Here is a 13,502-nt window from a genome sequence, read left to right as displayed (position 1 = left end):
GTGGGGAAATGACGAACGCCGGTCCCACCCGTGAAGGGCAGGACCGGCGCTCGGAGGTCGCTACTTGGAGGCGTCGGCCTCGGCGGCAGGAGCCTTCTTGGCGTAGCGGGCCTCGAACCGGGCAACGCGGCCACCGGTGTCGAGGATCTTCTGCTTGCCGGTGTAGAACGGGTGGCACTGCGAGCAGACGTCGGCGTGCATCTTGCCGCCCTTCGCGGTGCTGTACGTCGTGAAGACGCTGCCACAGGTGCAGGTCACTTCGGTGACGACGTAGTCGGGGTGAATGTCCTTCTTCATGGGTGTCCTCTCGAGGGGGCCCGGGTCGTCAAGCGGATGCCGACGTGAACCGGAGCCAACGGATGATTCTACGTCGCTGCCGAGCGCGACCCCAAACCGGCGGAACACCAGTCGGGGCCGCGCCTGCGGAAGCAGCGCTCAGGCGCGGGCCTTCTTCTGCACCTGGAGCAGGAACTCGTAGTTCGTCTGGGTCTTGCGCACCTGCTCGAGCAGGTGGGTCGCAGCCGCCCGACCCTCGCGGTCCGCGAGGTCACGGTGCAGCGCGCCGAGGATGGCGACCTCCTCCTTGCCGAGCAGCAACTCCGACCGGCGAGTACCCGAGGCGACGGGGTCGATGGCGGGGAAGATGTCCCGCTCGGCGAGGTCACGACGCAGCCGGATCTGCAGGTTGGCCGTGCCGGTGAACTCCTCGTAGATGGCCTCATCCATCTTCGAACCGGACTCGACCAGCGCCGTGGCGAGGATGGTGAGCGAACCACCGTTCTCGATGTTGCGCGCGGCGCCGAAGAACTTCTTCGGCGGGAACAGCGCCGCGGCGTCGACGCCTCCGGGCAGGATCCGGCCACTGGCGGGCGCCGCCAGGTTGTAGGCGCGGCCCAGACGGGTCAGCCCGTCGAGGAGTACGACGACGTCGTGGCCGAGTTCGACCAGGCGCTTCGCACGCTCGATGGCGAGCTCGGCCACCGTGGTGTGGTCGGTCGCCGGACGGTCGAACGTGCTCGCGATGACCTCGCCCTTGATGGCCCGCTGGAAGTCGGTGACCTCCTCGGGACGCTCGTCCAGGAGCACCACCATCAGGTGGCACTCCGGGTTGTTGGCCGTCACTGCGTTGGCGATCGCCTGCAGGGTCGTGGTCTTGCCCGCGTTCGACGGGGACTCGATCACACCGCGCTGGCCCTTACCGATCGGCGCCACCAGGTCGAGGATCCGGCCGGTCACGTTGTCGGGGGTGGTCTCCATCCGGAGGCGCTCGTCCGGAGAAACCGGGGTGAGCTGGTCGAACTCGACGCGGTTCTTCGCCTGCTCCGGGTCGACGCCGTTGACGGTGTCGATGCGGACCATCGGGTTGAACTTCTCGCGACGCTCGCCTTCGCGCGGCTGGCGAACCTGACCGGCGATCGCGTCGCCGCGACGCAGTCCGTAGCGACGCACCATCGACAGCGACAGGTAGACGTCGTCGACACCGGCGAGGTAGCCGCTGGTCCGGACGAACGCGTAGTTGTCGAGGACATCGAGGATGCCGGCGGCCGGGACGAGCACGTCGTCCTCACGCACCTCGGTGTCGGGCTCGCGGGTCGATCGTGCCGTGGTGCGGTCACGGTCCCGGCCGCGGCGGCGACGGTTGCGGCGGCTGCCGGGGTCGCCACCCTCGCCGTCGCCGTCGAAGTCGTCCTCGCGGTCACCGTCATCGGTGTTGCGGGCCTGGTCGTTCTGGTTGCCCTGCTTCTGCTGGTTCTGCTGGCCGCCCTGGTTCTGCTGGCCGCCCTGGTTGCCCTGGCGGGGCTGGTTGCCGTCCTGCTTGGGCTGGTTTCCCTGGCCCTGCTTGGCCTGGCCACCGTCCTGCTTGGCCTGGTTCCCCTGGCCCTGCTTGGGCTGGTTCCCGTCCTGCTTGGGCTGGTTCCCGTCCTGCTTCGCCTGGCCCTGCTGCTTGGCCTGACGCTGCTGGTTGCCCTGCCGGCCACCCTGCTGGTTGCCCTGCTTCGGCTCGTCGGCCTTCGGCTCGTCGGCCTTCGGCTCTTCAGCCTTCGGCTCATCCTTGGGCTTCTCGGCCTTCGGCTCCTCGGCCTTGGGCTCTGCCTTGGGCTCGGCCGCCTTCGGAGCGGTGCGCGGCGCCGACTGCCCGGCCTGCCCCGACTGGGCAGCCTTGATGGCGTCGACGAGCGCGGCCTTCTTCATGCTGCCGGCGCCCGGGATGCCCATACCGCCGGCCATCGCCTTGAGGTCGGCCAGCAGCATGGCGTTGAGTCCACCGGCGCGCTTCTTGGGCGCCTTGCTGGCGGCCTCGGGGGCCTCGGCAACAGAGCCGGCAGCTTCGGTGGAATCGAGAGTTTCGGTCACGTGAGTCCTTCAGACGTGTCACGCACGTTCCGGATCCGGAGATTTCCGCACGGAACGGCACTGGATTGAATCCTGCACGGCTGCACCGAGAGACCTGGGCCTTCGGAGCCGGCCGCGCCGGAGGAAGTGGGAGGCACCAGAGGTGCCTGCCGGGCGCCGAGAACTGCGGCGCGTCGCCAATGTATCACCACGAGAGGGTGATTCAGCGGCCGTCCGCAGGCGCGGCGCCGACACCGCTGATCGCGAGCGAGTGGGTGACCCAGCCTTCGGGGCACCGCTGGGCCAGGTCCTGCGAGGCGCGGCTGTCGACGCCCTCGGAGAACGCCAGCACGGTCGGACCCGCACCGGAGATCACCGCGGCGACACCATCGGCGCGCAGCGCCTCGACGAGGGCGAGGCTGGCGGGCATCGCCGGACGGCGGTACTGCTGGTGCAGCCGGTCCTCGGTCCCGCGGAGCAGTTCCTCGGGGCGTCCCGAGAGCGCAGCGACGAGCAGCGCGGCCCGGCCCGCGTTGGCGGCGGCGTCCGCATGGGGCACGGTGGCCGGCAGCAGCCCGCGGGCCGCCTCGGTCGACACCGGGTCGGCGGGGACGAAGACGACGGCACTGACCCGCGGGTCCACGGAACCAGACACAGCGAAGAACGAACCGTCCGTTTCCTGGCCCGAGATCACGAATCCGCCGAACAGGGCCGGGGCCACGTTGTCCGGGTGGCCCTCGAGTTGCGCAGCGATGTCGAGCAGCGCGGCGTCGTCGAGCAGGAGGTGCCCGCCCGCGACGAGCTCGCGGGCGAGCCACACGCCGCCGACGATCGCGGCCGACGACGACCCGAGTCCGCGGGCGTGCGGGATGACGTTGGTGCAGCTCAGCCGGAGTCCGGGTGGGTTCTGGCCCAGGCGCTCGAAGGTCGCGCGCATGGCACGGACCACCAGGTGCCGCTCGTCGAGCGGGACCTCGCCATCGCCGTACCCAGAGACCTCGACGACCAGACCACTCTCGAGCACCTCGGCTTCGAGCTGGTCACGGAGGTCGAGCGCGAGGCCAAGGGTGTCGAAGCCGGGGCCGAGGTTGGCCGAGGTCGCGGGCACGGTGACCCGGACGGGTCCGTCGACGAACGTCATGACTTGCTCAGAGACCGGCTGCGCGCGCGGCGGCGTCGACGTCGGCGTCCACGATCGTGTCGGGCAGCACCAGCCCGTCCAGCGCGGTCGCGATGTCCTTGAGGCCGTGGCCGGTGGTGGTGATCACCACGGTCGCGCCCTGGTACGACTCCCCCGCGGCGAGCTCAGCCAGGAGACCGGCGACACCGGCGGCCGATGCGGGCTCCACGAAGACACCGTCCTTGGCCGCGAGTTCCTTCTGGGCAGCCAGGATCTGGGCGTCCGACAGGGCCGCGAACCGGCCACCCGACTCGTCGCGGGCCGCCTCGGCGAGTTTCCAGGAAGCGGGGTTGCCGATCCGGATGGCGGTTGCCCGGGTCTCCGGGTCAGGGAACGGCTCACCGGTCACGAGCGGCGCAGCGCCCTCGGCCTGGAAGCCTCGCATCACGGGACGCTTCGTGGCGCGGCCCAGGGCGGCGTACTGCGTGTAGCCGAGCCAGTACGCAGAGATGTTGCCCGCGTTGCCGACGGGGAGCAGGTGGAAGTCGGGGGCATCGCCGAGGAAGTCGACGATCTCGAACGCGGCCGTCTTCTGGCCCTCGAGACGGTGCGGGTTGACCGAGTTGACCAGGGCGACGGGGTACTTCCACGCCATTTCGCGCGCCATCCGCAGGCAGTCGTCGAAGTTGCCGCGGACCTGGATGACGTGCGAGCCGTGGAGAACGGCCTGAGCCATCTTTCCGGCCGAGATCTTGCCCTCGGGGACGAGCACGATCGGGGTGACGCCGGCCTTCGCGGCGTACGCCGCCATCGAGGCGGACGTGTTGCCGGTCGACGCACAGACGACGGCCTTCGCCCCCTCGTGGACGGCGACCGAGAGCGCGGCGGTCATGCCGCGGTCCTTGAACGAGCCGGTGGGGTTGCTGCCCTCGACCTTGAGCCACACCTCGGCGCCGGTCAGGCCGGAGAGCCACCCGGAGTGGACCAACGGGGTCCCACCCTCACGAAGCGTGACGGCCGGGGTGTCCTGGGGGATGTCGAGGAGTTCGCGGTACTCCTCGATCACGCCACGCCACTGCCTGCTGGTGGTGTTGGTACTGCTCACTCTTCGGTCCCCTCGACGCGCATCACCGAGGTGACCTCGCGGACGATGTCCATGTCGCGCAACTGCTCGACGGTCGCGGCGAGGGCCGCGTCCGTGGCTTCGTGCGAGACGACGACGAGCTGGGCGTCGTTGCCCCGGCCCTCTTGACGAACGGTCTGGATCGACACGCCGTGGTCGGCGAAGGCCAGCGCGACCGCGGCCAGTACGCCGGCGCGGTCATCGACGTCGATCGCGACGTGGTAGCGGGTGCGGGTCTCGCCCATCGAGAGCAGGGCGCGGTCGGCGTACGCCGACTCGCCCACGCCGCGGGTGCCCTGGCGGTGGTTGCGCGCCACCGTGACCAGGTCGCCCAGCACCGCGCTGGCGGTCGGCGCCCCACCGGCGCCCGGACCGTAGAACATCAGCTGACCGGCGGCCTCGGACTCCACGAACACGGCGTTGTAGGCGCCGCGCACGCTGGCCAGCGGGTGCGACCTCGGGATCATCGCGGGGTGCACCCGGACGCTCACGGCCGGCTCCTCGCCCTGGGCGCCGGGGACCAGTTCGGCGATGGCGAGCAGCTTCACGACGCTGCCCATCTCCTTCGCGGAACGCACGTCGGCAGCACTCACGTCGGCGATGCCCTCGCGGTGCACGTCGGCGGCGGTCACGCGCGTGTGGAAGGCCAGGCTCGCGAGGATCGCGGCCTTCGCGGCGGCATCGAAGCCCTCGACGTCGGCGGTCGGGTCGGCCTCGGCGTACCCGAGGGCCTGCGCCTCCTCGAGCGCGTCGGCGAAGCCAGCACCCGTGCTCTCCATCTTGTCGAGGATGAAGTTGGTGGTGCCGTTGACGATGCCGAGCACGCGGGTGACCTTGTCACCGGCGAGCGACTCGCGCAGCGGGCGCAGGATCGGGATCGCGCCCGCCACGGCGGCTTCGTAGTAGAGGTCGCGACCGGCCTTCTCGGCCGCCTCGAACAGCGTCGCGCCATCCTCGGCGAGCAGCGCCTTGTTGGCCGTGACGACCGAGGCACCGTTCTCCAGCGCGGAGAGGATCAGGGACCGGGCGGGTTCGATCCCGCCGATCACCTCGATCACCAGGTCGATGTCGGGGCGGGCCACCAGGGCTGCCGCGTCCGTCGTGAGGAGTCCGTCGGGTACGTCGACCTCGCGCGGCGCGTCGAGCCGTCGTACGGCGACACCGGCGAGCTCCACGCGTGCTCCGACCCGGGCCGCGAGGTCATCTGCCTGCTCCCCGAGGAGTCGCACCACCTGCGACCCGACGGAACCGCAGCCGAGGACGGCAACCTTGAGGGGACTGTTCACACGGGCCAGCCTATCGGCGGTCGGGTCCGGCCCGCCCCCGGATAGTCGATCGCGGACAATCCCGGACGGCCGTCAGCGTTCGACCACGAGCACGACCTTGCCGATCGAGGCACGGGTCTCGAGGGCGCGGTGCGCAGCGGCGGCCTCGGCGAGCGGGAAGACCGACCCGACGTGCGGCACGCGGGAGCCGTCCGCGGCGGCGTCAAGGGCGGCCCGTTCGAACTCGCCGAGCCGTGCAGCCAGCGGCGGACCGAGCACGTCGACGATCGGGCGGTCGGGGGCGTCGTACCCCTCCATGTCGCCGGAGAAGCGCACCATCCGACCGCCCGGCTCGAGCATCCGGTGGATCGTGCGGGGCACCTCTCCCCCGACGCCGTCGAGGAGCACGGTGATCCGGGGCTCGGCCGCACGGAGGGTCGTGGCCCAGTCGGCCTGTCGGTAGTCGATCGCGGTGTCCGCTCCGGCTCCGCGTACGACGGCGAGCTTGCTGCCGCTCGCCAGGCCCACGGTGCGGGCGCCGGCGTTGCGAGCACCCTGGAGCAGGAGCGTGCCGAGGCCACCGGCTGCGGAGGTCACGGCGACCACGTCGTCCGCGGTGATCGCGGCGAAGGAGAGGATCCCGGCAGCGGTGCGTCCGGTCCCGATGGCGGCGACAGCGGTCAGCGGGTTGAGCCCGTCCGGGATGTCGTAGGCCCGCGCAGCGTCGACGACCACCCGTTCGGCGTACCCACCGCGACCGGCCGGGCCGAGGTGCGCGACGACGCGCCGCCCCAACCAGCTGGCGTCGACACCCTCACCCACCTGGTCGACTGTTCCGGCGACCTCGCGGCCGGGCACCATCGGCAGTTCCGGGGGTGCGAAGCTGGCCGGGCCGTTGCCGGAGCGGATGTAGGTGTCGACCAGATGGACGCCCGCGGCGTCGACCGCGATCCGGATCTGGCCCGGCGCGGGGCTGGGGTCGGGCAACTCTTCGAACTGGAGGACATCGGCAGGCCCGAAGGCGTGGTGGCGGATTGCGTGCATGACTTCAGTGGACAACCTCAAGTAACGTTGAGGTCAAATGAATGACATCAACCGCGAGATCCGCAGCCACGACCTGACGCCGGGCGAAGTCGCCCGCCGCGCCGGGGTCGCCGTCTCCGCGCTCCACTTCTACGAGCGCGAGGGACTGATCCAGGCCATCCGGACCACCGGCAACCAGCGCCGCTACCACCGCGACGTACTGCGCCGGATCGCGTTCGTCCGGGTCTCCCAGAGCGTCGGCATCTCGCTCGCCGAGATCCGCGAGGCGCTGGCGTCACTCCCCGAGGGACGCACGCCCACCAAGGCGGACTGGGCGCGGTTGTCGCGCTCGTGGCGCGAGAGCCTGGACGACCGGATCAGCCGTCTCGAACGCCTCCGCGACACCCTCGACGGGTGCATCGGGTGCGGCTGCCTGTCGATGAAGTCGTGCATGCTCGCCAACCCCGGCGACCTGCTCAGTCAGTACGGCACCGGAGCCGTGCGGCTCCAGTAGAACTACCCGAGATCCGTTGCGAGCAGGTCCTCTTCGGTCTCGCGACGGACGATGACCCGAGCCTGGCCGTCCTTGACCGCGACGACGGGCGGTCGCAGCGCGTGGTTGTAGTTCGAGGCCATCGAGCGTCCGTAGGCGCCTGTCGCGGGAACGGCGAGCAGGTCACCGGGCGCGACGTCGCCGGGCAGGAACTCGTCCTTGACGACGATGTCGCCCGACTCGCAGTGCTTGCCGACCACGCGAGCCAGGACGGGCTCGGCCGCGGAAGCGCGGGATGCGAGCGTGCAGGAGTAGTCGGCGTCGTACAGCGCAGGACGCAGGTTGTCGCTCATTCCGCCGTCGACCGACACATAGGTACGGGTGGCGCCACCGTCGAGGGCGACCTGCTTGACCGTGCCGACCGTGTAGACGGTGCACATCGACGGGCCGACGATCGCGCGTCCGGGCTCGATCGAGAGATGCGGTACGGCGATGCCGAGCGCCGCACACTCCCCCGTCACGATCTTCGTGATCTGTTCGGCGAGCACAGCGGGATCCGCCGGGTCGTCTTGGGTCGTGTAGGCGATGCCGAAGCCGCCTCCCAGGTCGAGTTCGGGCAGGACGTGGCCCAGTTCCTCGGCGATCCGGGCGTGCAGTGCCAGCACGCGACGCCCGGCGACCTCCCAACCGGAGGTGTCGAAGATCTGTGAGCCGATGTGGCTGTGCAGTCCGCGCAACTCGAGGCTCGGCTGGGCGAGGACGCGCGAGGCCGCCTCGAAGGCGTCACCCGAGGCGATGGAGAAGCCGAACTTCTGGTCCTCGTGGGCCGTCGCGATGAACTCGTGGGTATGGGCCTCGACGCCCGCAGTCACCCGGATCATCACGCTCTGGACCACACCCAGCTGGTTCGCGACGTCGGCCACCCGCTCGATCTCGTGGAACGAGTCCACGATGATGCGACCGATGCCGGCGTCGACCGCTCGCCGCAACTCCATCGGGGTCTTGTTGTTGCCGTGGTAGCCGATCCGCTTCGGATCCACTCCGGCACGCAGGGCGACGGTCAGCTCCCCGTTGCTGCAGACGTCGAGGCAGAGCCCCTCCTCGGCCACCCACTGCGCCACCGCGACGCTCAGGAACGCCTTGCCGGCGTAGTAGACGTCATAGCCCTCGAACGCGTCGCGGAAGCCACGGGCCCGCTCCCGGAAGTCGTTCTCGTCGAGGACATACGCCGGCGTGTTGACGTCGGCGACGAGGTCCGGGATGGCCAGCCCGCCAATGTGCAGCACGCCCTGGTCGTCCTTGCGTGCCGATGACGGCCACAGGATGGGCACCAGGTCGTTGACATCGGCCGGCTCACGGAGCCAGACCGGCGACGTACCGGTGTAGCCGCCGGGCGAGACGTGCGCGTTCACATCCGCTCCGGCGCGCTGACGCCGAGCAGGTCGAGTCCGTTCGCGAGCACGGTCCGGGTCGCCGCGACGAGCACGAGACGTGCTTCGTTCGTCGGGGTGACCGGCTCGTCACCCTGAGGGAGCATCCGGCACTCCTTGGTGTCGTACCACTTGTTGAACACCGAAGCCGTGTCCTCGAGGTAGCGGGCGATCCGGTGCGGCTCGCGGAGCTCGGCCGCACTGGCCACCGCGCCCGGGAAGGCGGCGAGGGCGCGAAGCAACTCCCCGTCCCGGTCGTGGCTGAGCAGGGACGGGTCGAAGTCCTCAGGCAACGACATGCCGAGATCCGCAGCGTTCTCCTGCATCCGACAAGTCCGGGCGTGCGCGTACTGGACGTAGTAGACCGGGTTGTCGTTGGAGGCCTTGGTGATCTCGGCCACGTCGAGAGCCAGCGGGGTGTCCGCCGGATAACGCACCAGCGAATAACGCAGTGCGTCGACGCCGATCTCCTCCGCCAACTCTTCGAGCGTGATGAAGGTGCCCTTCCGCTTCGACATCTTCAGCTCTTCGCCGTCCTTGACGATCTTCACGAGCTGACCGATGAGGACGTTGAGCGTCTTGTCGGGGTCGTCACCGACGCAGGCAGCCATCGCCCGGAGCCGGCCGACGTAGCCGTGGTGGTCGGCACCGAGCAAGTAGATGCAGTGGTCGAAACCGCGCGCCCGCTTGTTGAGGTAGTAGGCGGTGTCGGAGGCGAAGTAGGTCAACTCGCCGTCCGACTTGATGAGCACCCGGTCCTTGTCGTCGCCGAAGTCGGTCGTGCGCATCCAGAGCGCACCTCCCTCTTCGTAGACGTGGCCGAGGTCCTTGAGCCGCTCGAGAGTGTTCGGCACCCCGCCGCTCTCCTGACCGTCTTCATGCAGGGAGAGCTCGGAGAACCACACGTCGAAGTGGGTGTTGAAGCCGTCGAGCTGCTCCTGCTGCTCGGCCAACTGGATCTCGTACCCCTTGGCCCGTACGGCGGCGAGCCGCTCGTCGGCCGGCAAGCCGAAGATGCCGGGGCTGGCTGCCTCGACCTGCTTGGCCAGGTCGTCGACGTACGCGCCGGCGTAGCCGTCCTCCGGCTTGGGCTCGCCCAGGGCCGAGGCGATGATCGACGCGGCGAAGTGGTTCATCTGCACGCCGCGGTCGTTGATGTAGAACTCGCGGGTCACCTCGGCGCCGGCGGCGCTGAGCACCCGGCCGATCGCGTCGCCGAGCACCGCCCACCGGGTGTGGCCGAGGTGCAGCGGTCCGGTCGGGTTGGCCGAGATGAACTCGACGTTGATCTTCTCGCCGGCAAGCGTCTCCGTGTGGCCGTACGACGACCCGGCCGCCACGACGTCCGCGGCGACCTTGCCCTGGGAGCCGGCCTCGACGGTGATGTTGAGGAAGCCGGGCCCTGCGACCTCGACCGCGCCGATGCCCTCGGCGTCGGTCAGCCGACCGGCGAGGAGCTCGGCGAATGCCCGCGGGTTCGTGCCGGCCTTCTTCGCGAGTTGCATGGCGACATTGGTGGCGTAGTCACCGTGGCCCTTCTGCCGCGGTCGCTCCACCGTCACCTCAGCCGGAATGCCGTCAGGCAGGGCGATCGCGCCCTCGTCCACGAGCGAGGACAGGGCGCCGACAATGGCGGTGGAGAGTTGCGCAGGGGTCACCCCCCAAGCCTATCGGCGGCCTCCGGTTTCTCTGGCACGGATATCGCCCGGTAGGGTTCACCGCGCACTCCCTGTGGGGAGTTTGCCTCCGTAGCTCAGGGGATAGAGCACTGGTTTCCGGTACCAGGTGTCGCAGGTTCGAATCCTGCCGGAGGCACCGAAAGATGGAGACGACGGACCTGCGGCAACGCAGGTCCGTTACTCATTTCAGCAGGCACACCCTGTGTTGATTGATATCAATCAACACCGAGGCGAGGTGCCGCCAGCGCCGAAGCCTCGCTTACCTGCGCTGAGCACGCACCTGGTGAGTGCCCAGAGCAGGTAAGCGGCGTGCTGACCAACATCACCCGCATCGTGCCTGTTCATCCCGCGGCGGCGCTCACGAATATCCGGTCCGGCCACGCCAAGGTATCCGCCCCCGTCCTAGAGTTCCGCGCGTGACGACCATCGGGACTCCCCTTTCTGCCACGGCCACCCGCGTCCTGCTCCTCGGCTCCGGCGAGCTCGGCAAGGAAGTGGTGATCGAACTCCAGCGCCTCGGGGTGGAGACCATCGCCGTCGATCGGTACGCCGACGCGCCGGCCATGCAGGTCGCCCACCGCAGCCACGTGATCGACATGCTCGACCCGGTCGCGGTCCGCGGCGTGATCGAGCAGGAGAAGCCGCACTGGGTGGTGCCGGAGATCGAGGCGATCCACACCCCGACGCTGCTCGAGCTCGAAGCGGAGGGCGTGACCGTCATACCGACGGCACGGGCCGCGCGGCTGACGATGGACCGCGAGGGCATCCGGCGACTGGCGGCCGAGGAGCTCGGACTGGCCACGTCGCCGTACCGCTTCGCGGACACGCTCGAGGAGTTCGAGGCGGCCATCGCCGAGGTCGGCACGCCGTGCGTGGTCAAGCCGGTGATGTCGTCCTCAGGCAAGGGCCAGTCGGTCGTGCGCGGCCCGGACGACGTCGCCCACTCGTGGGAGTACGCGCAGGCCGGCGGCCGCGCCGGTGCCGGTCGCGTCATCGTGGAGGGCTTCGTCGACTTCGACGAGGAGATCACCCTGCTCACGGTGAAGCACGCCAGCACCGACGGCGGACCCGACGTCATCTCCTTCTGCGCCCCGATCGGCCACACCCAGGTCGACGGTGACTACCGCGAGTCGTGGCAGCCGCAGGCGCTCTCCGACGTCGTACTGGAGAAGGCCCAGCGGGCCTCTGCCGCCGTCGTCGCGAACCTCTGCGGCGAGACCGGCCGGGGACTCTTCGGCGTCGAACTGTTCATCCGCGGCGAAGAGGTGATCTTCTCCGAACTGTCGCCGCGTCCCCACGACACCGGTCTCGTGACGCTCGTGTCGCAGGACCTGTCGGAGTTCGCGCTGCACGCCCGCGCCGTTCTCGGTCTCCCGATCCCGAACATCCGCACGCGAGGCGCCTCTGCGTCCTGCGCCGTCCTGTTCGAGGGTGAGATCGAGGCGCCGCAGATCGCCGGGGTCGACGCAGCACTCGCCGAGCCGGACACCAGCGTCCGGTTGTTCGGCAAGCCGGCCGTGTCCGGTCGGCGCCGGATGGCGGTGACCCTCGCCCTCGGCGACGACGTCGACAAGGCCCGGGCAAAGGCCCGGCGCGCTGCGGCACACCTCCGCGTCGCCAACTGACCTGACGGCCCCCGTACCCTCCCTCTGTGCCCGACTCCCCACCCGATGCGCGCAGCCTCGTCACGATCCACACCGACGGCGCCTGCTTGGGCAACCCGGGACCGGGCGGCTGGGGTGCGTGGCTGCGGTACGGCGAGCACGCCCTCGAGTTGTACGGCGGCGAGCCCGACACCACGAACAACCGGATGGAGCTGATGGCTGCCATCCGCTCCCTGGAGACGCTGACGCGGCGTTCGACTGTCGACCTCTACACGGACAGCAGCTACGTCCGGAACGGGATCCTGTCGTGGGTCGTGAAGTGGAAGGCCAACGGCTGGCGCACCTCGGCCAAGGCTCCTGTGAAGAACGAGGACCTGTGGCGCCGACTCGACGCGGCCGCCGAGCAGCACGACGTCACCTGGCACTGGGTCAAGGGGCACGCCGGTGACCCGGGCAACGAGAAGGCCGACGAGCTCGCCGGGCGGGGTGCCCGGGAGGCGCGCGACGCAGGCGCGGAGGTCAACAGCGCTTGATCGTGGCGTCCTTGCGGGCGTCGTTGCCGTAGCGCTTGGCCGCAGCAGTGTTCGGGATGACCACGCTCGCGCCACCGATGTTGCCGATCGCACCGGGCAGCACGCAGGTGGTGACTTTCGCGGGGTCCACCTGCGCGACCGCTTGGGCGATCCGGAACAGCTGCGCCGGCGAGACGCCCTTGGTGTGCAGGCGCTTGAGGACGTTCAGCACACCGCTCTCGATGAAGCCGGCTTCGGTCGCGCGCTCGGCAACCCGCGCGCGGATCCCCCGCAGCACCAGTTGCTGGTTGGCCGAGCGGTCGAAGTCGCCGGCGGGCAGCGACTTGCGGATCCGGCCGAACTCGACGGCCTTCATCCCATTGACCTTGACCTTCCCCTTCTTGAAGCCCTTGGGATGGAGGTTCACGTCGGAGAAGGCACGCGGGTTGTTGACTGTGATGCCGCCGATGCTGGTGATCAGTTCCGCCAGACCGCTGAAGGTCGCGACCATCACGTAGTCGGGTTCGACGCCGAGCAGGTTGCCGACCGTCTTGCCGAGCAGTTGCGGTCCGCCGAAGTAGAGCGCCGCGTTGACCCGGTTCGAACCGACGCCCGGAATCGGCACCCAGCTGTCGCGCGGGATCCCGATCGAGGTTGCGGCGCCGGTCTTCGTGTTCATGCCGACCATCTGCAGCGCGTCGCCGCGACTGCGGAGCGGATCCTCCCGCGGCCGGGCGTCCGAGCCGACCGCGAGGATCCACACGACATCAGGGTCGACGTCGACGCCGGCCGTCTTCTCGAACTTCACCAGGGTGAACTCGGTCGGGGCGGGCGTGCTGTCGGGCACCACCAGGGCCAGCAGGCCCAGGATCGCGCCGAGGAACATCGTCCGCATCACGTGCTGAACTCGAAGGCGCAT

Annotated in this window: 12 protein-coding genes and 1 tRNA gene; 4 read left to right on the top strand and 9 right to left on the bottom strand. The window is 69.8% G+C overall.

Translation table 11 applies throughout. From position 1 onward, the window contains the following. Positions 1–60 precede the first annotated feature (60 nt). The 6 genes from rpmE to HRC28_RS11950 all read right to left on the bottom strand — a co-directional run bounded on the left by rpmE (position 61) and on the right by HRC28_RS11950 (position 6,886). Positions 61–297 carry a 50S ribosomal protein L31 gene (rpmE, locus tag HRC28_RS11975; RefSeq protein ID WP_182380289.1) on the bottom strand — a complete coding sequence of 79 codons (237 nt, stop codon included), beginning with the start codon at positions 295–297 and terminating at the stop codon, positions 61–63. Positions 298–435: 138 nt separating this feature from the next. After that, positions 436–2,355 carry a transcription termination factor Rho gene (rho, locus tag HRC28_RS11970; RefSeq protein ID WP_182380288.1) on the bottom strand — a complete coding sequence of 640 codons (1,920 nt, stop codon included), beginning with the start codon at positions 2,353–2,355 and terminating at the stop codon, positions 436–438. A gap of 202 nt (positions 2,356–2,557) precedes the next feature. Beyond that, a complete protein-coding gene (thrB, locus tag HRC28_RS11965) occupies positions 2,558–3,475 on the bottom strand; it encodes a homoserine kinase (RefSeq protein ID WP_182380287.1) in 918 nt (305 codons plus the stop codon). A 7-nt stretch (positions 3,476–3,482) separates the two neighbouring features. Then, positions 3,483–4,559: a threonine synthase gene (gene thrC, locus HRC28_RS11960; protein WP_182380286.1), complete on the bottom strand. Its 1,077-nt coding sequence runs from the start codon at positions 4,557–4,559 to the stop codon at positions 3,483–3,485. Then, on the bottom strand, positions 4,556–5,863 hold the full coding sequence (locus tag HRC28_RS11955) for a homoserine dehydrogenase (protein ID WP_237111808.1): 1,308 nt from the start codon (positions 5,861–5,863) through the stop codon (positions 4,556–4,558). Before HRC28_RS11955 ends, thrC begins: the two co-directional genes overlap by 4 nt. A gap of 72 nt (positions 5,864–5,935) precedes the next feature. Beyond that, positions 5,936–6,886, bottom strand: coding sequence for a zinc-binding dehydrogenase (locus HRC28_RS11950; RefSeq protein ID WP_182380285.1), 951 nt, complete (start codon positions 6,884–6,886; stop codon positions 5,936–5,938). A 37-nt stretch (positions 6,887–6,923) separates the two neighbouring features. Between HRC28_RS11950 and soxR the strand changes: the two genes are divergently transcribed. Then, on the top strand, positions 6,924–7,379 hold the full coding sequence (gene soxR, locus HRC28_RS11945) for a redox-sensitive transcriptional activator SoxR (RefSeq protein WP_182380284.1): 456 nt from the start codon (positions 6,924–6,926) through the stop codon (positions 7,377–7,379). Positions 7,380–7,381: 2 nt separating this feature from the next. Here the strand turns inward: soxR and lysA are convergent, their stop codons facing one another. Together lysA and argS are read right to left on the bottom strand one after the other, a co-directional pair. Next, the gene (gene lysA / locus HRC28_RS11940) at positions 7,382–8,770 is read right to left on the bottom strand and encodes a diaminopimelate decarboxylase (RefSeq protein ID WP_182380283.1); all 1,389 of its coding nucleotides are present in this window, start codon (positions 8,768–8,770) and stop codon (positions 7,382–7,384) included. Next, positions 8,767–10,446, bottom strand: coding sequence for an arginine--tRNA ligase (argS, locus tag HRC28_RS11935; protein ID WP_182380282.1), 1,680 nt, complete (start codon positions 10,444–10,446; stop codon positions 8,767–8,769). Before argS ends, lysA begins: the two co-directional genes overlap by 4 nt. An 84-nt stretch (positions 10,447–10,530) precedes the next feature. Here argS and HRC28_RS11930 point away from each other — a divergent pair. From HRC28_RS11930 to rnhA, 3 genes are all read left to right on the top strand, one after another. Further along, positions 10,531–10,603, top strand: a tRNA-Arg gene (locus HRC28_RS11930). Positions 10,604–10,883: 280 nt separating this feature from the next. Beyond that, complete coding sequence (gene purT, locus HRC28_RS11925; RefSeq protein WP_182380281.1) at positions 10,884–12,092, top strand: formate-dependent phosphoribosylglycinamide formyltransferase; 1,209 nt, start codon at positions 10,884–10,886, stop codon at positions 12,090–12,092. Positions 12,093–12,118: 26 nt separating this feature from the next. Then, entirely contained in the window at positions 12,119–12,604 is a 486-nt protein-coding gene (gene rnhA, locus HRC28_RS11920; protein ID WP_182380280.1) for a ribonuclease HI, read from the top strand. On the opposite strand, the gene HRC28_RS11915 is transcribed toward rnhA, so the two are convergent. Continuing rightward, on the bottom strand, positions 12,591–13,502 hold the full coding sequence (locus HRC28_RS11915; protein ID WP_182380279.1) for an LCP family protein: 912 nt from the start codon (positions 13,500–13,502) through the stop codon (positions 12,591–12,593). The genes rnhA and HRC28_RS11915 overlap by 14 nt on opposite strands.

The organism is Nocardioides sp. WS12 (assembly GCF_014108865.1).
GTDB lineage: Bacteria > Actinomycetota > Actinomycetes > Propionibacteriales > Nocardioidaceae > Nocardioides.
The sequence above is the reverse complement of the archived record's forward strand: the minus strand, read 5'-3'. Positions and strand labels throughout refer to the sequence as shown.